A 19,645-nucleotide genomic window follows, 5' to 3' on the forward strand; every position below is an offset into this window, starting at 1 on the left:
CCATATTGTATGGAGTCCAAGAGCAAGATCTGCTGTGCGGCGCAGTGTGAACGCGCGGTTGAGACGCAATTGAAATAATTTTCGGGGCTTGCTCCGAGTTCATCGCATCGCGGTGCGGCTGCCGGGAACCTCTCCGAATGGCCAAGTACCCTGTCTTCATGCGTGTTTTGTTGACTGGCGGCGCCGGGTACATCGGCTCTCACACGGCACTGGTGCTGCTCGAGCACGGCCACGAAGTGATCGTGCTTGATGACTTCTCGAACAGCAGCCCAGAAGCCGTTCGGCGTGTCGAGCAGCTGAGCGGCAAGACGATCCCCGTGGTCGAGGTCGACCTGGCCGAGCGCGCAGCGGCCGAGCGGGCGCTCGCCAAGATCGAGTTCGATGCGGTGATCCACCTGGCCGGGCTGAAAGCCGTGGGGGAGTCGGTGGCGCAGCCCACGCGCTACTACCGCGTCAACCTCGACTCCACGCTGGTGCTGCTCGATGTGCTCCGCGAGCGGGGCATCACCAACTTCGTCTTCAGCTCGTCGGCCACGGTCTACGGCGACCCGCAATACGTGCCGGTCGATGAGGATCACCAGACCGGTGTGGGAATCACGAACCCCTACGGTTGGTCGAAGGCGATGAACGAGCAGATCGTGCGCGATGCACAGGTCGCCTGGCCCGAACTCGGCGCCGTGCTGCTGCGCTACTTCAATCCCGTCGGCGCGCACCCCTCGGGCCTGATCGGCGAAGACCCGAGCGGGATCCCGAACAATCTGATGCCGTTCATCACCCAGGTGGCGGTGGGGAAGCGCGAGCGCCTCAGCGTGTTCGGCAACAGCTATCCGACGCCTGACGGCACTGGTGTGCGCGATTACATTCACGTCATGGACCTTGCGGAGGGCCACGTGGCGGCGCTCGAGCACAACGCGCCCGGCGTCGCCGTCTACAACCTCGGGTCGGGTACCGGCTCCAGCGTGCTCGAGGTCTTGCGCGCCTTTGAGGCCGCATCCGGACGCGAGATTCCGTTCACCATCGAACCAGCGCGCGCGGGTGACGTCGCGGAGATGTCGGCCGATCCGACTCGCGCGAACATCGAACTCGACTGGCGCACCACCCGCAGTCTCGCCGAGGCCTGCCGTGACTCCTGGGCATGGCAGTCGGCGAACCCCGGCGGGTACGGCGCATGACGCTCGACCTCGAGCGGCCGCTGCGCCACCCCGACCTGCAGTCGGAACCGCTGATGAGCAAGCGCGCGCGCTGGCTGGTGATCCTCGGGTTCGTGCTGCCGGGTACCGCGCAGCTCGTGGCGGGCAACCGCAAACTGGGCCGGTTCGGTCTGATCGCGACGATCGTGCTGGTCGTCGGCGCGCTCGCCGCGGGGCTCGGGTTCCTGTTCGCCCGCGTCGCCACGCTCACGATCTTCACGAACAGTGCCGTGCTGCTGCTCGTGCAGTGGGCGCTGTTCATCTACGCCGTGATTTGGGTCGCGCTCGGCATCGACACCCTCCGTCTCACGAAGCTCGTGCGGGTGCAGCGCAACTGGCGGGTGCCGGTCGCGATGCTGTCGGTGCTGCTCACCGTAGTGCCGGCAGCCGGGGCCGCATGGGCGGGTACGGCCGTCGGGGCTGGCCGCAATCTGCTCAGCGATCTCTTTCCGAGTGCTCCGGCGGTCGAGCCGGTGGACGGCCGCTACAACATCTTGCTGCTCGGCACCGACGCCGGTGCCGACCGTGAAGGGTTGCGCCCCGACAGTATCTCGTTGGTGAGCGTCGACGCGAAGACCGGGCAATCGGTCATCGTCGGCCTGCCACGCGATATGAAAGGCGCGCCGTTCCCCGACGATTCGCCCATGCAGCCGATCTACCCTGAGGGCTACTGCGACGAGATCAACAACTATGAAGTCGTCGATGGTGGCGGGTACTACTGCTTCACCACGGGTGCTCTGAACTCGCTCGTCACCGAGGTCGAAGATTCAGGATCGCCGTCGTACGACGGCATGTACGCCGATGCCGTGTCGAAGGGGTCGACCCCCGGCATCGAGGCCACGAAAGACGCGGTCTCGGGCGTCACAGGTCTCGACGTGCAGTTCTACGTGCTCGTCAACATGGACGCGTTCGAGAGTCTGATCAACGCGCTCGGTGGAATCACGATCGATGTGCAGGAGCGGCTGCCGATCGGCGGTCACATCAACGAGTACACGGGTGAGCTCGAAGGCGTCGACGGTTGGATCGAACCGGGCACGCAGGGTATGGACGGGTACACCGCTCAGTGGTACGCGCGCTCCCGCTACGGGTCTGCCGATGGCGATTACTCGCGCATGCAGCGTCAGCGCGACTTGCAGGCCGCCATCCTCGCCCAGATGAATCCGCAGAACGTACTGTTGCGATTCCAGGATGTTGCTGCCGCGGGTACCGAACTCGTCGAGACGGATATTCCGGAGTCGATGCTGGGGCGCTTCGTCGACCTCGCGGCAAAGGCGCGCGGGCACGACATCGTGAACGTGGAGCTCGTGCCGCCGGCCATCGATCCCGAGGCTCCCGACTTCGACACGACGCGTCAGCTCGTCTCCGACGGCGTCGCCGCCGCCTCGCCCGCCGAAACGGAAGCGGGCTAGCGGAATCGTGAGTGCAGTCGACACGGACGATCTGGTGATCGCGCCGCCCTCAATCGAGCCCATCGAGCAACAGGCGGAGCCACCAGCTTCGCCGTCTCGGCGGCGCCTCTGGCGGGGTGCGTCAATCGTCGCCTTCTGGGTGCTCGCCGCGGTGTCGGCGGCGTTCGTGGGCATCGGATTCTGGGTGCGGCGCACCTTCGGTGCGATATCGATCGACCAATTGCTCTCGAACCTGAACGGTGGCGGCGAGGGCGCCGGCGGTGCCGGACTCGTCATCGGCGGAGTCATGACCGGCATCGTGATCCCGCTCGGCATCGTGTTGCTCGTCGCGATCTTTGTTGAGCGCCGCCGCCGTCGGTGGCACCGTGCCGCAGCGCTCGGAGAACGCCCGAACCTGCAACGACCCGTGCGCTGGATCGCCGCTCTGCTCGCGGTCGTGCTCCCAGTGTCAGGCGGCGCGTATCTGGGCGCCGCGATCGGGGCGGGCGACTACGCGCAGGCGCTCTACCGCGACCTCACGACCGACTTCGGATTCGACCGGTACTACGAGACACCTCAGGTGTCGGCGGCCCCTGGTGCCGGGAGCCCGGAGCCGCGCAACCTCATCGTCATCTACCTCGAGTCGATGGAGAACACGTTCTCAGACGACGACCTCTTTGAAAAAGACATGCTCGCACCCGTCGAAGACGTCACCCGCGGGTGGCAGACGATCGATGACTATCGGCAGTACGAGGGCGGCGGATGGACGATGTCGGGCATTCTGAGCACCCAGTGCGGGGTGCCGCTGCGCAGCGCCTCGTCGACCGCCGACATCTCGGAACTCAACGAGATGGACTCGGCCGACGGAAAGGCCGCGCCGTACCTCGCCGGTGCAACCTGTCTCGGCGACGTGCTCGCCGATCAGGGATACCGCAACGTGTACCTCGGTGGAGCCGACGCGAGCTTCGCCGGCAAGGGGGCCTTTCTCTCGACCCACGGGTATGACGAGATCGATGATCTGAACGTGTGGAAAGCCGAAGGTGAGACCGAGGTGCGCGGCGACTGGGGCCTCTCCGATCGGCGGCTCTTTGCGCAGGCAAAGGACAAGGTAGACGAACTGCACGCGGGCGACCAGCCATTCAACCTCACGATGCTGTCGCTGGATACGCACGAGGGCCCGCGGCTCTACGACTACTGCACGCGCGACACCGATGCGGTGATGACATCGATCACGTACTGCTCGATGCAACAGGTCGCTGGGTTCGTGGAGTACCTCGATCAGCAGGGGTACCTCGACGACACCGCCGTGGTGCTCATGGGCGATCATCAAAAGATGATCGCGGAGGGCGGCAGCTTCTGGGACGAGCTCAAGGACCTCGACCACCGCACGATCTTCAACCGCATCTGGAGCCCCGACGGGCTGCGCGTCGCCCGCGATGACCTCGACCAGATGAGTATGTATCCCACACTGCTCGAGCTCACAGGTCTTGAGGTGCAGGATCATCGGGCCGGCATCGGTGTCTCGGCCCTCACCGATGGCTCCGACGTGCCTCACGGATCGATACTCGACCTCTCCGCCGAGGAATACCGCGATCTCGTCACCTCCCGATCCAGCGAGTTCTACCAGAGGCTGTGGCGCACCTCCGGGCTAGACTAGGCGGGTTCACGATCATGAAGGAGTCGGATCGCATGCGTGTGACCGCCGTGCTGGTGGCCTACAACCGACGGGAACTGCTGCAGCAATCGCTCGCGGCTCTCGCCGCGCAGAGCCGACCCGTCGATCGCCTCGTCGTCGTCGATAACGCCTCCGACGACGGCTCGGTCGAGGTTGCCGCTGAGATGCTCGAAGCATGGGGCGAACGCGCCCGGCACATTCAACTGACCGAGAACACGGGCGGCGCTGGCGGGTTCGCGACGGGCATCGCGGCTGCGGTCGTGGAAGACGACACCGACTGGGTGTGGGTCATGGACGATGACACGGTGCCCGGGCCCGACGCGCTTGCGGGGGCACTGGAAACCCATGAGCGTTACCGTGCGCAGGGCCCCGACGACCTCGCCGTCATGGGGTCGCGTGTGATCTGGACTGATGGGGCGGATCACCCGATGAATACGCCCAAAGCCAAGATTCGTGCATCGCAGGCAGAATGCGAGCGTGCCGCTGCAGTCGGGGCGATGGAGATTCGGTCGATCTCGTTCGTCTCGGCATTCCTCCGTGCGTCGCGGGTGCGCGAGCTCGGCCTGCCCATCGCCGACTACTTCCTGTGGAACGACGATTTCGAGTACTCCGCCCGACTGCTGCGCGGAGCCCGGGGCCTGTATGTGCCCGCCTCTGTGGTGACGCACCGAACGGTCAAGCGAGGGTCGAGCGATCAAGATCCAGGCCCCCGGTTCTATTTCGAAGTGCGCAACAAACTCTGGGTGTTTCGCCGCAGTGCGGCGCTGCTGCCCTGGGAAAAGCTGCTGTATTCGGCGGCGACCGCGCGTCGCTGGTTCCGCACGTTCCGTGCGTCGACCGAGCGAGCTCAGCTGCGCGATTGCTTGCGTCGCGGCTGGAACGACGGCTGGCGACGATCGCCGCGGTCGAGCCGTGATGTGCTGCGCGGTGCCGGGGTTCCGGTCGATGTGATGGTCGTGGTTGAACAACTGACGCGCACGGACGGACGCTCGTAGGTCGGGTGTCACAGCACGGTGATGTCGGTTGCGCGCCAGCGATCCTCGCGATGTTCGAAGCGCAGCGCCACCACGGTCGAGCGGGAATCGAGATGCAGCACGACTGACGCTTCGATCACCAGAGGCAGCGGCCGGCACAGGTGCGCCGGACCAGGTACCGCCACGCGGCGCCGCCGATCTCGAGTGATGCACTCGCGCTCGGCTCGAAGCGCCCGGCGTGATCCACGTTGCGATCTGACTGGCTGATCGCATTCCTTCCAGGATTTCGAATGCGAACAGTGCGAGTTTCTGCACGATCGCCGCGGGCGGTGCCTCGGGGGCCTGATCTGGCTGCGACGGGAGCCTCAGTGGCAGAGATGCTACCGGTTGCGAGGCTCGCCGCGTGCGGGTCGCGCTCGGCGTCGCTGCGGGCGTAGGTGCGGGTACGGCCTGCAGATGTCGGGGCGCCGCGGGCCTCGACGGTGGTGCGAGTACCGACTCGAGCGGGTCGTCGAATGCGCGCGAACGTGCAGTGGCTGGCATGGGGGCTCCTTCGGTCGTGGTTCAGACTTCGCTGCTGTAGCGCCCCCATGCAGCCCTGCAGTGTCTGATTTTCTAATGTGCGCTCCAGATTAGAGAATGTGTGCTCGGATGCGTCAAGTGCCAAAAAAGATCAGAGCGTATGAGTACGGTGTGTTCGTGCATCGTGGTGAGGTCCGGCCGGCCTCCGAGCAACCGTGCTCTAGGCTTGACGCGTGGCTACACTGCGTAATCTCGCGACGAAGTATTCATCCCTCGACGAAGAGGAGATCGAATGGCTTGAGCGTCTGACACTTGACCTGCAACTCCTTGCCGACCTCGCACTGAGCGACGTCGTTCTCTGGGTTCCCACCAATGACGAGAACTATCTCGCCATCGCCCACAGCCGCCCGGCCGGCTCAGTGACGCTCTTCTACCGAGATGTCATCGGCGACCTGTTGCGCGCCGACTGGCGCGAGCTCGTCGATGAGGCGATGTCGAGCAACGCTCCAGTGATCTCGACGTCGCCCGCGTGGTACGAAGAGAGCCCGATGCGGCTCGCCGCCTATACGGTGAGTCGTCGTGACGGTGATGGCGCCGAGCACGGGCCGTTTGCCGTGATCACCGTGCACACCAGCGTTGCCGACACGCAGACGGCATCGCGCATCGGCGCGGCCTTCCGCGAAGTAGCCGCAGATCTCCTCGGAATGATTCAGCAGGGGCTCTTTCCGGTGCCGGGCAGTTCGCGCGGCGGCGAGCAGGGTGCCCCTCGCGCCTCCGACGGGCTGGTGCGCGTCGACCTCGAAGGAATGGCCACGTTCGCGAGCCCGAACACCCAGACCACGTTCTCGTCGCTCGGCTACCGCGACGAGATCGAAGGGGAGAACTTCAGCGAAGTGCTCGCCGATGTGGTGAAGGGGCAGTTCGACACCAACGAGTCTTTGCCGCTGATCGCGCAGGGCAAGATCGCGAAGCGCGTCGAAGTCGATGCCCGCGGCCACACCATTACGCTGCGCTCGATCCCGGTCTTCCGCGATGGTGTGCGCGTGGGGGGCGTCGTGCTCACCCGTGATGTGACCAAGCTGCGGCAACAGGCGCAGGAGCTGATCACCAAGGATGCGACGATCCGTGAGATTCACCATCGGGTGAAGAACAACCTGCAGACGGTCGCGTCCCTGCTCCGCGTGCAGGCGCGTCGCGCCCGCAGCGAGGAAGCCAAGCAGGTGCTCGGCCAGGCGATGCGCCGTGTCGCCGCGATCGCCGTGGTGCACGACACGCTCTCGTCGGGTCTTGATCAGATTGTCGACTTCGACAAGGTCTTCGACCGGGTGCTCGGACTCGCCGCCGAGGTGGCGAGTCTGCACAACACCACGGTGCATCCGCACAGGGAGGGGCAGTTCGGTGAGTTGCCCTCTGAGTACGCGACGCCGCTCGCGCTCGCGCTCACGGAGATCGTGACGAATGCCGTCGAACACGGCCTCGCAGGGCGCGAAGGCGAGGTCTACATTCATGCGGACCGTACCGACGAGCGCTTGAGCGTCGAGGTCATCGACACGGGAACCGGTCTGCCCGGTGGCACCGTCGGCGACGGGCTCGGAACGCAGATTGTGCGCACGCTCGTCGAGGGCGAACTCGGCGGCAGCATCACCTGGGGCCCTGACGCCGGCGGCGGCACCCGAGTGGCGATTCAGGTGCCGCTGCATTGGATCTCAACGCAAACGCGTGAGATCCCGCGCGTTCAGGCGTAGTGTCTGCGGGCTGTGTCGCAGACGCTGTGCGCTAACGGGAAGGTCGGCGGCGATCCAACCGACGGTTGCGCACGAGCACGGCAACGCCGACCCCGAGCAGCAGTACGCCGAGCCCGATGACGGTGGCGGTGATCCAAACCGTGGGATCCATGCCCCCGAGACCGAAGACCTGCTGCGCGATGTATCCGCAGAAGACGAGGATCAGCGCACCCCACACAATGGGGCCGGTGCGCGGGCCCGGAGACCGCAGCGACCGACTGCGGTCTCCGTGATGACGACTCGGTGACGGTGCGGCGGGCGCGGCAGTTGCCGTTGCCGGGGTCGGCCCAGAGGTCGGTTCCGCGGGAGTCGGGGCCGACTCTGCCGTGGGTGTGGGCTTGGGCGTTGGTACTGGTTCGGGCGTCGGGGGAGTGAGCGGCACGGTCGGCTCGGCATCGCCCGAGGCCGGAGTGTTCTCGTTCATTGGTTCATCTCCATCTCGAGTGCGTTGATCTGCTCGTCAAGGTCATCGCGTTGCGCGATGAGGTCGCGGCGGTCGGCGCGGTCGATGTTCGGCTCGTCAAGTCGCCAGTTCACCTCATCGAGATCCTGTTGCAGTGCAGCAGCTCGGTCGGCCAGCTCGTCACGATCGCTCCGGTCTTCCGTTAATTGACGATCGGTGTCGGCGCCGCTGCTGTCGCCACCGTCGCCACCTCCGCTGAATTCCACGCTCCCGGCGAGCAGCGTCACGGTGACGACGTGTGCCGATGATGCCTCACCGGAACCGACATGCGAGCGGATCTCCCGCCAGATGAAGGGGCCCGCCGTCATGCGCTGGCCTGCACCGTCGAGGTCGGTGCGGTCAGTTTCGTCGACTCGCCCCGCGAGCATGCGCACGTGCACGATGGTGGGCTCCGACTCCGGGAGCGCGATGGTCGTTCGGCCGGCCACCATCCAGACCTCGAGGCCATCCTCTCGGCCGGCGTCCCCAAGATCTGTGAGATCGACCGTGACGTTCCCGGCGAGCAGTGCCGCGCCCGGTGCGCCGCCGGCGTCGACGTGCATATTGCCGAAGGGCTGGAACCGTGTGCCCCAGGGCAGCACGACTGTGATGAGCAGCGCTACGACGCCGCAGGCCGAGAGGAAACCGACCCACCCCGTGTGACGTCCACGCACACCGGCCACGATGAGTGAGCACGCCAGCACGGCGAGTGCGGCAATGATCGCGGTGACGAGTGCTGCGGGTGCGACCCCCGCAAAGGGAATGCTCGACGCGGGGATGCCCGAGACCCAAAGCGCCGCGAGTCCACCGGCGAGGAGGGCGAGTGCGAGCGTGATCACCGCGTGTGCGGCCCCGAGGCGATGCGCGTCATGGTGGTCGGCGTACCGTGCACTCCACTCATCCGCCTGCTTACCGACGTCACGACTCCATTGAGTGGCGGCCTCCCCGGCGCGATGCCCCCAATCGGCAGCCTCGCGGCCAGCGCGCTCCGCGGAATCCGCGGTGCGGTTCGCGAAGGCTTCGGCGCGATCCGAGAAACTCTGGGCGCTCGCCGCAGAGGCGTCTGCGGCACCGGGAGCGGTAGGACTCCCGCTCGCGTCGCCGAAGCTCGCGTCACCAAAAGTCGCGGGGCGATCAGGCGCGGGCTCCGGGGAGCCGGCCGCCGCCGCTCGCTCGCTCTCAGCACGGCCGCGCTGCAACAGCACGCGCCGCAACCAGATGAAGCCGAGCACGAATATGGCGATCCAGCACAACCAAGCGAAGGTGGCGGTCAGCCATCCGGGAATGCCGAGCACCCCCCACACGTCCCAGTTCCACACGCTGAAGCCGGGGAACGATGCTCCGGGAATGAAGAGTCCGAAGAATGCCGGAATGATGACGAGCGCCGTGAGAATTACGGCGGCGGTGATCATCCCGGCCGATGCTCGCCCCCGGATGATCTGCTCCACATGGATGCGACCGTCGGTATCCGGCAGCAGCAGCCAGCCGATGAGGTAGATCAAGATGCCGGGTCCGCCCAGCAGCGCGAGCACGACGAACACGCCGCGCACGATGATCGGGTCGAGCTTCAGCCGTTCGGCGACGCCGCCGGCGACACCCGCCAGCCAACGATCGGGGCCGCGGGTGACATCGAGTCCTCGCAGCCAGTCGAAGAAGCCCTGCCCGGGGGGCGGCCCCTCGGGGCGTTCTGCATTCGGTTCAGTAGTCATGTTTCGAGTGTGACCGAGTCGCAGGCTGCCAGCCATCGGGGTTCACCCTGACCTGACCCTGATCATGCCCCGCCTGCTCCCCGAGTGCGCCCCTGACCTGATTGGATGGAGACATGGCCGCAGCCCCGCTCATTCGCTCCGCAGACGATCGCGTACTCGCGGGCGTCTGCGGCGGGCTGGGCGCGCACCTCGGGTTGCCGTCGCAGACCGTGAGGATCGGCTTGCTCGCGCTCACTCTGCTCGGCGGAGCAGGGGCACTCTTCTACCTCTGGCTCTGGTTGACCGTGCCGCGCTCAGGCGAGACCGAGGGCATCGTGCCGCTCAAACGGGCACTCACGCGGCCTGCGGCGTCGAAGCCTGCGGTGTCAACGCCGGCGGCACCGAATGCGCCGGCTTCAGCGGCAGTTGTCGTGCCTTCCATGACAGGAGCACCGACAGCGCCTGCGGTCTCCAAGGTCGTCGACGCTCCGGAGCACACAGCAAGGCGCGCGACGGGCGTATCAGCGCGCCCCGAACACTCCGACTCGCCTGACGAGTCCGCCGCACGCCGGGGCCGCTGGCCCATCGCCGAACTGCTGCTCGGAGCCTGCTTGCTCGTTGCCGGCACCGGCCTGGTGCTCGACCGGGCCGGCGTGCATCTGCGGCTCGATGTGCTGCTGCCGGCGCTCGCCGTACTCGTCGGTGTCGGGCTCACCTGGTGGCAGATCGCGGATCGCGACCGCCCCGACCGCAACCCCGTTCCACGGGCACTCGGCGCATTGGCTCTCGTGGCGGTCGGGGTACTCATGTTCTTCGTGACCGCCCGTGAACCCAATGCATGGACCGTGATCGGTGCGGCTTTCGCGGTGCTGGCCGGCGTCGCGCTCGCCGCAGCGCCCTGGCTGCTACGACTCAACCGCGAACTCATCGCCGAGCGAGCGGCCCGCGCACGAGAAGCCGAGCGGTCGGATATCGCGGCTCACCTGCACGATTCCGTGCTGCAGACCCTGGCACTCATTCAACAGCGGTCGGAGCCGGGGAGCGAAATCGCACGCATCGCCCGCGGCCAGGAACGTGAGCTGCGCGAATGGCTGTTCCGAGGTGCGGACGGCGGGGCCGAACCGCAGCTTGCTGCGGTCGACACCGAACTGCGTGCACACGCGGCTGCGCTCGAAGCCGAGCACGCGGTGCGCTTCGACGTTGTGGCCGTCGGCACCGGGCAGGGGTTCATCGCTCCCGGGCCCATCGTGGCCGCGGCCCGAGAGGCAATGCTCAACGCCGCCCGGCATGCCGGCGGCGAGGTGACGGTCTACATCGAAGTGACGCAGGATCGCGTGGCCATCGATGTGACCGACCGCGGTCCCGGTCTCGACCTCGAAGCGCTGCCCGAAGGCCGCATGGGCGTGCGCGAATCGATCGTCGGCCGCATGGTGCGCGCCGACGGACAGGCGCGCATCGTTCCGGGCCCCGGCGGGGGCACGTCGGTGCGCCTGGAGATGCCGAGGGCGAGCGCGTCGAACGAGCACGCATCCGCCGAAACGCCGGGCGATCCGGCACCTGCAGAGGAGCCCCGATGACCCACGAGCCCATCCGCGTTGTCATCGTCGACGACCACCAGATCTTTCGCACGGGGCTTCGGGCCGAACTCGGCACCGAGCTCGAAGTGGTGGCCGAGGCGGCAACTGTCGATGCGGCCATCGACGTCATCGTGGGTTCGACGCCCGACGTGGTGCTGCTCGATGTGCACCTGCCGGGCGGTGCTGGCGGAGGCGGGGCCGAAGTGCTGCAGCAGCTCGCCGCACGGATGTCGAACGCCGCACCGCGTGTGCTCGCGCTCAGCGTGTCTGATGCCGCCGATGACGTCGTCAGCGTCATCCGGGCTGGAGCACGCGGCTACTTGACCAAGACCGCTTCGGGAGCCGAGGTGACGGCAGCGGTCGTGCGGGTGCACGGTGGCGACGCCGTGTTCTCGCCCCGCCTTGCGGGCTTCGTGCTCGACGCATTCGGTGCGGGCGGCGGAGAGACCGCGGCCCAAGACGACGAGCTCGACCGGCTCTCCGCTCGCGAGCAGGAGGTCATGCGCATGATCGCTCGGGGCTACGCGTACAAGGAGGTCGCCGCCGAGCTGTTTCTTTCGGTGAAAACGGTTGAGACCCACGTGTCGAACGTGCTGCGCAAGCTGCAGCTGTCGAACCGTCACGAACTCACTGCATGGGCGCTGCAGCGGCGCCTGCTCTGACCGCAGCGAGTCGCCTCGAAGTGCCGTTCAGTCCCAGCCTGGGAGCCAGAGATGCGCCCGCCAGAACCACTCGGCGATCGGGGCTCCTGACCAGAGTGGGAAGTAGAGCAGCGACACCGCGACGGCGACGACGAGGAAGAGCCCCGTGGCGAGTCTGATGCCGAGTACGGTCTCGGGTGCAGTGAGCGCGCGCTGAGATTCGGGTGCAGCGACCGCATGCGGCCCCAAGGCGATGGGCCCGGTCGGTGAGAGGCGCTCGAGCGACTGCGCCTCGGCGTGCGTTGCATCGACGGCGTCAGGCAGTGCGGGTCGTATGGCAATTCGGCAGAGGAGCGCGAGGGCAAGCGCGAGTGCCAGGGCCGAAAACGGCGTCAGCACGACTGCATAGAACTGGAACACCGCCGAGCGCGACACAGTGAGCACCCAGGGCAACCACCCCGAGAGATACCCGACGACGATGAACGCAGACACGGTCGTCACGGGGTCTGGCCCGCGCCGCAGGCGGTGCACGACGACGCCTACGAGCGCAATCAGCGCGACGACCCCTCCCCACGTCACCAGGGCGTTCGGAATTGGGGTGACCGCGGCGACGCACCCCGACCACGGGCAGCCTTCTGCACGGCCCCAATGCGATTCATACATGCCGGTCGGTCGCAGCGCGAGCGGCCAGGTCAACGGATTCGCGGCGTAGGGGTGCTCGGCGCTCAAGGTGCTGTGCCAGGCCAGCATGTCGGCGTGGTACTTCAGCAGTGCTTCGGGCCATGACGCTCCGAAGCCGCGCCCCCATCCACCCGGAGTGACGATCCAGCCGATCCAACAGGTCAGGTAGACGAGCACCGCCGTCGGGAGCGCAATCACCGCAGTGGCGCCGGATTGCATCGCTGCACCAGCGAGCGCCCGCGTGGTCGACCGGATCTCTACTCCGCGTTCGCGACGAATGGCACGCAGCCGTAAGACAAGATCGCGCACGGTGATGAAGATTAGGAACGCCGCGAGCGGATAGAGGCCCGACCACTTGATGGCCGCTGCAGCGCCGAACGCTGCAGCGGCCGCGAGGAGCCAGGGCCGACGCCACATGATCGGCAGCACGAACCGCGCCGTGTGCTCGCCCGGCCGCGCGCGCAACACGGTCGCCCCTCGCGCGGCCGTCTGCTCGATGTCGCGCCAGGTACAGAGTGCGCCGACGGCGATCGCCAAGGCCAAGAACCCATCGAGTAGGCCGACGCGTGTCAGCACCACGTGCACGCCGTCGATCGCGAGGAGCAGACCCGCGGTGCAGGCGATCGAGAGACGCCGGGTGATCCGCCACCCCAATCGCATCGTCACCGCCACCGTAAGCACCCCGGCGAGCGCGACGGCGCTGCGCCAGCCCCACCCGTTGCCCGGGCCGAAGACGAGAATGCCGAACCCGATCAGCCATTTGCCGAGCGGCGGATGCACGGCATTCGACGGGTCTGCAAGAAACGCGGTCGCTCGTGCACCGCTCATATCGGGCTCGTCATCGGGCCACACCGTCGGGTACCCGTGCGCCAACTGACTGATCGCATCGCGCACGTAATACAGCTCATCGAAGACGAGCGTGCCCGGTCGCCCGAGCGCCCAGAACCTGAGGGCGGCCGCGACCGCGAGCACCAGGAGCGGTGCGAGCCATCGGAACCAGCGGGATCGCGTCACGGCACCAGACTACGGCGCACCACCGACACGGGATGCGCGGGATACGATGGTGGGGTGATTACGCGGCTCAGCTCCTACTTCCTGAAGACCCTCCGTGAAGATCCCGCCGACGCCGAGGTGGCCAGCCACAAGCTGCTCGTGCGCGCGGGCTACATTCGTCGACAGGCTCCGGGTGTCTTCGCCTGGCTGCCCCTGGGCCTGCGGGTCAAGGGCAAGCTTGAGCAGATCATCCGTGAAGAGATGGCTGCCGCGGGCGCGCACGAGGTACACTTCCCGGCGCTCCTGCCGCGCGAACCCTACGAGGCCAGCGGTCGCTGGGACGAGTATGGCGACGCACTCTTCCGTCTGCAGGATCGCCACGGCGCCGACTACCTGCTCGCACCGACGCACGAAGAAGTCTTCACGAACCTCGTGAAAGACATCGTGTCGTCGTACAAGGACCTGCCGCTGACGATCTTCCAGATCCAAGACAAGTACCGCGACGAAGCGCGGCCCCGCGCGGGCCTGCTGCGCGGCCGCGAGTTCACGATGAAGGATGCGTATTCCTTCGACGCGACCGACGCCGGTCTCGACGCCAGCTACGAAGCCCAGCGCAATGCCTACGAGCGCATCTTCTCGCGGCTTGGTCTCGAGTACGCCATTGTCTCGGCCGACGCCGGCGCAATGGGCGGGTCGCGTAGCGAGGAGTTCCTGCTGCCGACTCCGATCGGTGAAGACACCTTCGTGCGCTCGGCCGGGGGCTATGCGGCGAACGTCGAGGCCTACCGCACGCCGGCACCTGAGGCACTGCCGATCGAGGGGCAGCCGGCCGCTCTGGTCTTCGATTCACCGAACACCCCGACGATCGAAACACTCGTCGCGCACACCAACGAGGCGCTGCCCCGCGAAGACGGACGTGCCTGGACCGCGGCAGACACGCTGAAGTGCCTGGTGCTGGCGGTCACGCCGGTGGGCGGCGAACGCGAGATCGTCGTCGTCGGTATCCCCGGCGACCGCGACGCCGACATGAAGCGCGCCGAGGTTGCCTTCGCCGGTGCCGACGTCGAGCCCGCAACGGCTGCGGATCTCGCGAAGCTCCCTGCGCTGGTCAAGGGGTACATCGGGCCCGCGCTGGTCAGCGACTCAGGCGATGTCACCGCCATGCTGGGCTCCGAGAGCTCGACCGGGCTGCGGTTCTTGGTCGACCCCCGGTTGGTGGCAGGCACCGCGTGGGTGACCGGTGCGAACGTTGACCAGAAGCACGCGGCGCACCTCGTGTTCGGCCGAGATTTTCACGCCGACGGCGTTGTCGAGATCGCCAATGTGCGCGACGGTGACCCGGCTCCCGATGGCTCTGGCCCGATCGAGACCGCTCGCGGTATGGAGATCGGCCACATCTTCCAGCTGGGGCGCAAGTACGCGGAGGCGCTTGGGCTCAAGGTGCTCGATGAGAACGGCAAGCTGGTCACGGTGACCATGGGATCGTACGGGATCGGCGTCACCCGCATCATGGCGATTCTCGCGGAGCTGCACCACGACGACCGTGGCTTGATTTGGCCGGCTGCAGTGGCGCCGTTCGACGTGCACGTGGTCGCGACGGGCAAAGATGCAGCGGTGTACGAGATCGCTGAGTCGCTCACAGCGACACTCGACAGTGCCGGCGTCGAGGTCATCTTCGATGACCGTCCCAAGGTGTCACCGGGCGTGAAGTTCGGCGACGCCGAGCTGCTCGGCGTTCCTCGCGTTGTCGTGGTCGGGCGCGATGCAACGGACGGGTTCGCCGAGGTCTGGGATCGTGCCGCAGGCACGAAGGAGAAGGTCGCGCTCGCCGACGTACCGGCGCTGTTCGGGCTGTAATCCCTGCGCAGAAATGGGGGTGTCGCCGATGGCGATGCCCCCATTTTGCGTGTGTATCCGATATCCGATTCGGCGAGTTATCCACAATGCTGCGGAATCGTCGTTCTCGACTAAGCCCGACGCGTAGCGTGAACTTCCACGCCCCATCTGTTGAGGGCGTCACGCACAGATCAGCACGCGAGCCGGGGGGATCGCTTGACGAAGGGAACCCCGTATGGCCAACATCACCGTCTCCTACGCCGAGATCGAGCAGGCGGCATCGCAGCTCGGTGCCGGGCGCGACGACATCACCGAGAAACTGCGTGCAATGCAGTCGCACATCAACACGCTCGTATCGTCGGGCTTCGTCACGGACCAGGCTTCGGGCAAATTCAATGGCGCCTACACGGAGTACACGGCGAGCGCGAACACCGTCGTGCAGAAACTCACTGAGATTCAATCGTTTCTGACGCAGACCGCGAGCGCGATGCGCGATCTCGATTCGCAGATCGCTGCGAAGATCAACTAGCCAGCCATTCCGGGTGGCGGGTGCGTGCACCCGTCACCCCCTCTGCCTCTGGAAGGAGGGGGTTGGCTTGGCTGACCGATTTACCATCTCTGACGACCAATTGAGTTCGGCCGGAACATTTCTGGTCGCCGCGGCGCACGTTGCGCGTGCGCAGAGCACGGGTGTCCCCACGTTCGAGTTCGAGAGTCTCTCTGGAATCGGCAACGACGTTCGCGCATTCGCGCAGGGAATGCGGACCGGAATGCTCGCCCTCGCCGATGCCGGTCGCACCGCGACGGATCAGATCTCGGTGCTCATGCGCGATGCTTCGGCCCTTGACGCGCAGGTTGCGAGCGCTCTCGGCACTGGGTTCGCACTGAGTGGGGGTGCGCGTTGACGATCTTCGTTCCCACCGGCCCAGACGCCGTGCTCGACGGCACTCCGATCGTCGGTGCGCCCGAAGAAGCGGCCGCGCTGGGCAGGTATGCCTCGGCGATCGCCGATGGCGCGAACCGTTATGGACTCAGCGTTCGGCAAGCGCACGTCGCACTGTCAACCGCCCAGAGCAAGTCTCTCGACCAGTTGAGCGCGAAGCTCGCGGGCCGCTTGATCCCCGGCTCGAACGCGATGCGCGAGAGCGCGGAGCATGGTCGCCGTGCGTGCTCGACCTACGCATCTGAGATCGACCGTATTCACTCAGCTGCCCGTGGCGTTCGTTCGACCGTGGCCGAAAGCCTGGATACTATTCGACGCTGCGCTCACGACATCGGCGACATCGCGTCGGCGATTCGCATCTCGGCACGGTATGCGTGGGATGAAGGGGCGCCCGGTGCGATGCCGACGCCGGTTCTCGGACCGAACGCAGACGCGCTGAGCGCCGATCAACGGGAGGCCGCGGTGCAAAGCTTGTCGAGTATGTACGCCCAGCAGTGGTTGTTGGCGGCGGCGGAGTGGCGATCATCGATCGAGAGCATTCGAGACGCTGCGCGTCGCTGGCGCGATCTCATCGAAGAACGGTCGGCAATCGAGAAATCTTTCGCCGGTGCGCTGGGAGCCACAACTCTCGGTCAGCTCATCAGTGTTGGAGGCGCGGGCAGCAGCAGGCAGATCGACGCGATCTCTGCTGCGGTAGCCGGAGAGTATCGGGGTGTTGCCGCAACCGAAGCTGCTGTGCGCACGGCGCATCCGTTGCTTGCGCAGCTTCTGGGCACGGAGTCGGGGTCGTTGATCTGGGATGCGCCAGCGAACTCAGCTGACGTCGCGCAGCGCTGGGCGGCGATGAGCGAGGCCGACAAGAATCGGCTGATCGCTGAGGTGCCGTGGGTGATCGGGAATCTTCCGGGACTTCCCTATGGTGTTCGCGATGCGACAAACCGGAAACTCGTCGAGTTCTACCGAGAGCATTCGTCGATGCTCTCGCCCGACCAGCTTCGGCTCGTGGCAGATGTCAGCCGGATTCTCGATGACGAGGCGGAACAGATCAAGGATCGCGGGTCTGCCCGCCCTCCCATTCAGATGGTGGCGTTCGACATGTCGACATCGGTGCCCCGGGCGGCCGTCGGGTATGGCGATCTCGACACGGCCGACGTTGCAACGTGGGAAGTGCCCGGGATGAACAGCGACGCGTCGATGGCCCTGGAGAGCTGGGACCAGTCGAGTCGAAATCTGTATCGCAAGCAGGGTGAGGAACTGGGCGGAGACGCGCCTCGCGCAGTCGTCGCGTGGCTCGGATACGATACGCCAGATGGCGTGGACACGTTTCAGGTGCTGCTCCCCGAGGTTGCGCGGCAGGGGGCGGCACGCCTCGCGTTGGAACTCGATGGTATGCCCGATGCCCGTGTCACCCAGGGGAGCGGCATGCCCGTGATCTCTGTGGTCGCTCACTCGTACGGCACCACCGTGAGTTCGATAGCGCTCACTCTGGTGAAGTATCCGGTCGACTCGTTCATCATGCTCGGTTCGGCGGGCCTCGACACCGCAACCGTGCGCACGCTTGACGACCTCAACGTTCAGGAGATCACCCCAGGTCAGCGCGCAATCTATACGACGCACGCATCCCAAGATGAACTTGCGCCGGCTGGCGCGGGGCTTGCGGGGCGCGGTCAACCGAACCCCGACGCTCGGGCGCCGTGGCTGCTCCCGGTCCACACGGCGAGTCCGGTGTACGACGGGGCGCTCTCCTTTTCTTCCGAGGGGGATGAGAAACGAAACCTGTTGCCAACGGATGGGCACTCGACGATTGGCAGCGGAGACCGCCGTGGGTTCTTCGGCGTTTCTGCATCACGAGATCACGGATATATGGACCTGCAAACGGAGTCGCTCGCGAACGTGGCAGAGATCAGTACCGGCCACGTCAGCGACCAGCTCATGCGCTCGCTGACCCGAAGCGAATCGGCCTGTGTCGAAGTGCCCATGTTCCATGGGGAAGTCAGACTGCCGCGACGAGTGGACTGCGAGGTCACGTGATGAGCAAGGGGCGTTTTGCAACGCGAGTCGCATTCGTTGCCGCCGTCGGTGTGATCGGAATCGGCGTCACCAGCTGCATGTCAGAACGACCAATTGTTAGTAATGGAGACCCGATTTCAATCATGACGCGCGAAGAATCACAGCTTTGGGTTGCGGATCAATTCGACGACGTGGTGCGCGCGAGCGGCGTGGAACGCGGGTGGATGGATCTTTACGAGCCCGATTTTGAATGGCGCTTCGAGCGCGACGCCGATATGCAGAGCATGATCGGCGTATGGACGCCACAGTACTGCGGTGATTCGATGAGGCGGATAGTTGAAGGGCTCCAGAACAGCACGGCTCCAGACCCACTTCTGGCCGCAGCCAAGGTGCGGGCGCACTGGGAAGCGAATGGGTGGACGGTGAGCGATGTTCGCTCGACGCCGTCTGAGGCGGAACCGGAGTTTCGAGCCGACCGAGACGACGGTGCGCTGCTCGGATTCTCGGTGAATGAGAACCGCATGTCCGTTGAGGTCATCTCTCCGTGTTCCGTGCATCGTTCACTCGTGCATCGAAAGCATTCAGACGAGCAGACGAGTGATGACGAGGCTTCGACCGGGGATGAAAGTGCCACGACGGAGTGAGGTGGCTGCTCTGCGACAGGGGCGCAGACGCCGTCAAGATTCGCGAATCCGCATGCGGGTACTTCTACGCTTCCCCGTACGACGAAAGAAAGGCACACCATGTCTGACGCACAGCGAACCAACAAGCCGACCCCCGCATTCATCGGAGCTTCGTGGGTAGCGCTCCTTCTCGGCGTGGGCACCTATCTTATCGGCCTCGTCAACTCGCACATGGAGCTCAACGAGAAGGGCTACTACTTCGCCCTGCTCATGTTCGGGCTGTTCGCGGCGGTCTCCCTCCAGAAAACCGTTCGCGATCGCACCGACGGCATTCCCGTCACCAACCTCTACTACGGCATCGCGTGGTTCGCCGTGGTGATCTCGCTCTCGCTCCTCGCCATCGGGCTGTGGAACGCGGAGAGTCTCATCTTGAGCGAGAAAGGGTTCTACGGAATCGGATTCGCCATGAGCCTGTTCGCATCCGTCGCCGTGCAGAAGAACGTGCGCGACCTCGCGCAGTTCAAAGCCGACCACCCTGAAGACGAGCCTTTGGTAGAACGCGGCGATGAAGGCCCGCTGCGCGCGTACCTCAATAGCTGACGCGGCTCACTCCGGAGTGCGTTACCCTAGTGATTCGCCCGCCAACGCGGGCCATATCTGAATAGACATCTCAATACC

General features: G+C 65.9%; 17 protein-coding genes. 13 read left to right on the forward strand and 4 right to left on the reverse strand.

Annotated elements, in window-relative coordinates:
• The first annotated feature begins 158 nt into the window (after positions 1-158).
• Genes galE through CH42_RS15535 form a run of 4 tightly spaced genes read left to right on the forward strand, consistent with a single transcriptional unit; the run spans position 159 to position 5,248 of the window.
• A complete protein-coding gene (gene galE, locus CH42_RS15520; protein ID WP_053354163.1) occupies positions 159-1,172 on the forward strand; it encodes a UDP-glucose 4-epimerase GalE in 1,014 nt (337 codons plus the stop codon).
• A complete protein-coding gene (locus tag CH42_RS15525) occupies positions 1,169-2,599 on the forward strand; it encodes an LCP family protein (RefSeq protein ID WP_053354119.1) in 1,431 nt (476 codons plus the stop codon). Before galE ends, CH42_RS15525 begins: the two co-directional genes overlap by 4 nt.
• Positions 2,600-2,606: 7 nt before the next feature.
• Positions 2,607-4,235, forward strand: coding sequence for an LTA synthase family protein (locus CH42_RS15530; protein ID WP_053354120.1), 1,629 nt, complete (start codon positions 2,607-2,609; stop codon positions 4,233-4,235).
• 32 nt (positions 4,236-4,267) lie between these two features.
• The gene (locus CH42_RS15535) at positions 4,268-5,248 is read left to right on the forward strand and encodes a glycosyltransferase (RefSeq protein ID WP_053354164.1); all 981 of its coding nucleotides are present in this window, start codon (positions 4,268-4,270) and stop codon (positions 5,246-5,248) included.
• An 8-nt stretch (positions 5,249-5,256) separates the two neighbouring features.
• Here CH42_RS15535 and CH42_RS17260 read toward each other — a convergent pair whose 3' ends face one another.
• A complete protein-coding gene (locus CH42_RS17260; RefSeq protein ID WP_306455212.1) occupies positions 5,257-5,574 on the reverse strand; it encodes an Rv3235 family protein in 318 nt (105 codons plus the stop codon).
• Positions 5,575-5,982: 408 nt separating this feature from the next.
• Here CH42_RS17260 and CH42_RS15540 point away from each other — a divergent pair, with 408 nt between their 5' ends.
• Positions 5,983-7,494 (forward strand): sensor histidine kinase, encoded by a 1,512-nt coding sequence (locus CH42_RS15540; RefSeq protein WP_053354121.1) that lies wholly within the window; start codon positions 5,983-5,985, stop codon positions 7,492-7,494.
• 31 nt (positions 7,495-7,525) lie between these two features.
• Here the strand turns inward: CH42_RS15540 and CH42_RS17050 are convergent, their stop codons facing one another.
• Positions 7,526-7,957 (reverse strand): hypothetical protein, encoded by a 432-nt coding sequence (locus tag CH42_RS17050; RefSeq protein ID WP_053354122.1) that lies wholly within the window; start codon positions 7,955-7,957, stop codon positions 7,526-7,528.
• Positions 7,954-9,684 (reverse strand): PspC domain-containing protein, encoded by a 1,731-nt coding sequence (locus CH42_RS15550; protein WP_053354123.1) that lies wholly within the window; start codon positions 9,682-9,684, stop codon positions 7,954-7,956. The genes CH42_RS17050 and CH42_RS15550 overlap by 4 nt, the downstream gene beginning before the upstream one ends.
• A 113-nt stretch (positions 9,685-9,797) precedes the next feature.
• On the opposite strand from CH42_RS15550, the gene CH42_RS15555 reads away from it, so the two are divergent.
• Positions 9,798-11,240, forward strand: a complete 1,443-nt coding sequence (locus CH42_RS15555) for an ATP-binding protein (protein WP_053354124.1) — start codon at positions 9,798-9,800, stop codon at positions 11,238-11,240.
• Entirely contained in the window at positions 11,237-11,902 is a 666-nt protein-coding gene (locus CH42_RS15560; protein WP_053354125.1) for a LuxR C-terminal-related transcriptional regulator, read from the forward strand. Before CH42_RS15555 ends, CH42_RS15560 begins: the two co-directional genes overlap by 4 nt.
• Positions 11,903-11,929: 27 nt before the next feature.
• Here the strand turns inward: CH42_RS15560 and CH42_RS15565 are convergent, their stop codons facing one another.
• Positions 11,930-13,576, reverse strand: a complete 1,647-nt coding sequence (locus CH42_RS15565) for a phospholipid carrier-dependent glycosyltransferase (RefSeq protein WP_053354126.1) — start codon at positions 13,574-13,576, stop codon at positions 11,930-11,932.
• A 54-nt stretch (positions 13,577-13,630) separates the two neighbouring features.
• Between CH42_RS15565 and CH42_RS15570 the strand changes: the two genes are divergently transcribed.
• The 6 genes from CH42_RS15570 to yiaA all read left to right on the forward strand — a co-directional run bounded on the left by CH42_RS15570 (position 13,631) and on the right by yiaA (position 19,567).
• Complete coding sequence (locus CH42_RS15570) at positions 13,631-15,412, forward strand: proline--tRNA ligase (protein ID WP_053354127.1); 1,782 nt, start codon at positions 13,631-13,633, stop codon at positions 15,410-15,412.
• A 214-nt stretch (positions 15,413-15,626) separates the two neighbouring features.
• Positions 15,627-15,920, forward strand: a complete 294-nt coding sequence (locus tag CH42_RS15575) for a WXG100 family type VII secretion target (protein WP_053354128.1) — start codon at positions 15,627-15,629, stop codon at positions 15,918-15,920.
• 67 nt (positions 15,921-15,987) lie between these two features.
• Positions 15,988-16,296 (forward strand): hypothetical protein, encoded by a 309-nt coding sequence (locus CH42_RS15580; protein ID WP_053354129.1) that lies wholly within the window; start codon positions 15,988-15,990, stop codon positions 16,294-16,296.
• On the forward strand, positions 16,293-18,365 hold the full coding sequence (locus CH42_RS15585) for an alpha/beta hydrolase (RefSeq protein ID WP_053354130.1): 2,073 nt from the start codon (positions 16,293-16,295) through the stop codon (positions 18,363-18,365). The genes CH42_RS15580 and CH42_RS15585 overlap by 4 nt, the downstream gene beginning before the upstream one ends.
• Entirely contained in the window at positions 18,365-18,988 is a 624-nt protein-coding gene (locus CH42_RS15590; RefSeq protein WP_156322619.1) for a hypothetical protein, read from the forward strand. The genes CH42_RS15585 and CH42_RS15590 overlap by 1 nt, the downstream gene beginning before the upstream one ends.
• Positions 18,989-19,087: 99 nt before the next feature.
• On the forward strand, positions 19,088-19,567 hold the full coding sequence (gene yiaA, locus CH42_RS15595; protein ID WP_053354132.1) for an inner membrane protein YiaA: 480 nt from the start codon (positions 19,088-19,090) through the stop codon (positions 19,565-19,567).
• Positions 19,568-19,645 lie beyond the last annotated feature (78 nt).

This window comes from Leucobacter musarum subsp. musarum (genome assembly GCF_001273845.1).
GTDB lineage: Bacteria > Actinomycetota > Actinomycetes > Actinomycetales > Microbacteriaceae > Leucobacter > Leucobacter musarum.